This window comes from Caulobacter sp. HMWF025, assembly GCF_003060965.1.
In the GTDB taxonomy this organism is placed as follows: Bacteria; Pseudomonadota; Alphaproteobacteria; order Caulobacterales; family Caulobacteraceae; genus Caulobacter.
This window is the reverse complement of the sequence record NZ_QAII01000137.1, coordinates 1-1,798: the sequence shown is the minus strand read 5'-3', so window position 1 is coordinate 1,798 and position 1,798 is coordinate 1. Positions and strand designations below refer to the sequence as shown.

Below are 1,798 nucleotides of genomic sequence, written 5' to 3'. Positions count from 1 at the left end.
GCCCAAATGACCCCCGCGGCGCCATATGCCAGTCCATGAGCATGACCCCATTCCCGACCGCCCCCGACACCCACGCCCTGGAGCGGGGCGAGCTTCTGGCTCCGCGTTTCAATGCTGACGGCCTGGTGGTCGCCATCGCCCAGCATGCTGATACGGGCGAGATCCTGATGCTGGCCTGGATGAACGACACGGCGCTGGCCCTGACGCTCGAGACCGGTGTCGCCCACTATTTCAGCCGCTCGCGCAACGCCCTCTGGAAGAAGGGCGAGACCAGCGGCCAGCTGCAGATCGTGTCTGAGCTGCGGGTCGATTGCGACCAGGACGCCGTCCTGCTGAAGGTCCGCCCCCAGGGCGACGGCGGGGCCTGCCATGTCGGCTTCCGCTCGTGCTTCTACCGCGTCTGGGAAGACGGCCGGCTGGTCGAGCGCGACTGACCCGGCCGGCAGGCCGCCAAGGGCCTGAGCTGCTTTGCGGCCCAGGGTTCGAAATGGCGGTGAACCAGATGAGCCAGAAGCAGGGCCAGGCCCATGGCCGCCGCGCCGACCGCCGGGCCGGACAGGCCCTCTGGCCAAACGCGGCTGACCAGAAAGCGGGCTCCCCACAGCAGCGGCATGTGCAGCGCATAGAGGGCGTAGGACAGCCCCGCCAGCCGGTCGAGGACCGCGCGCCAGCCCGCTGCGGCAGGGCGGGCCCTGGCCGCCAGGGCCACGAGCGGGGGAAAGACCAGCAGCACGATAGCCAGATCATAGGTTGCACGGGCGGACTCCGGCACCGGCAGGGTAAGTGTCAGCAAGACGCCACCGATGAGCCAGCCGATCGGAACACCGGCCGGTAGCCGGTTCAGGCGACCGCCGGCCGTCAGCCGCCACAGCAGAACGCCGGCGAAGAAGCCGAACACCACGCGCGGCCCGCCGCCGAACCAGTCCTGGCCGAAGGATCCGATGGAGCCGGTGCCGAACCTCAGGGTCAGCAGGCCATGGCCCACGGCTCCCGCCAGGGTCAACAGGGCCAGGCGCGGCAGGGTCAGCCAGGGCGCGATCAGGGCATAGATCCCGTTGGCGACCAGTTCCCACAGCAGCGACCACTGCGGACCGTTCAGCGGAAAGACGTCCAGCGTCACCGGGAAGGGAATGAACAGGGCTCCCAGGGCCAGCAGAAGGCCCACGGTCGGCAGGTCCACGCCGGCGGCGAGATGGATTACGCCACCGAGGACAAGGCCCAGCAGGACGACCGGATAGAGCCGGATCAGGCGGCGCTTCAGAAACTGCATCCCGCCACCGGCCTGGAGGACCGCGTCATGGGCCCGGGCCAGGACGAGGCCGCTCAGGATGAAGAACAGGTCCACCGCCAGATAGCCGTGGGTCAGCAGGCCGCGCGGTAGCACCAGTCCCCGGGCATGAAACAGCAGGACGCTCAAGGCAGCAGCACCGCGAAGGGCGTCCAGTCCGGACAGTCGGTCGCGGCTTGTGGTCATGAGGCGACAGGACCATGCATTGATTGACAAACCGCCTATCCAGGAGCCGCCCCTTGACCGCGACCCAAGCCTTGCTGGCCTTCGGCCTGGCCGCCGGCCTGCTGACCCTCACGCCGGGCCTCGATACGGCCCTCGTCCTGCGGACGGCGGCGACGGGCGGGCCGCGCCGGGCTTTCGCGGCAGCGGTGGGGATCGGGGCCGGCTGCATGATCTGGGGGCTGGCCGCTGCCTGCGGGGCCGGAGCCCTGCTGACCGCCTCGACCCTGGCCTATGGGGTGCTGCAAGGGGCCGGCGCGGCCTATCTGCTCTGGCTGGGGATCGGCC

3 protein-coding genes are annotated in these 1,798 nt (G+C 70.0%); 2 read left to right on the top strand and 1 reads right to left on the bottom strand.

The features are described 5' to 3' along the window. The first annotated feature begins 35 nt into the window (after positions 1–35). Entirely contained in the window at positions 36–434 is a 399-nt protein-coding gene (hisI, locus tag DBR10_RS14595; protein WP_108505683.1) for a phosphoribosyl-AMP cyclohydrolase, read from the top strand. Here hisI and DBR10_RS14590 read toward each other — a convergent pair. Further along, positions 392–1,474 (bottom strand): acyltransferase family protein, encoded by a 1,083-nt coding sequence (locus DBR10_RS14590; protein ID WP_108505684.1) that lies wholly within the window; start codon positions 1,472–1,474, stop codon positions 392–394. The genes hisI and DBR10_RS14590 overlap by 43 nt on opposite strands. Before the next feature lie 53 nt (positions 1,475–1,527). On the opposite strand from DBR10_RS14590, the gene DBR10_RS14585 reads away from it, so the two are divergent. Next, on the top strand, positions 1,528–1,798 hold a 271-nt coding region (locus DBR10_RS14585), incomplete at its 3' end, for a LysE family transporter (protein WP_158273163.1).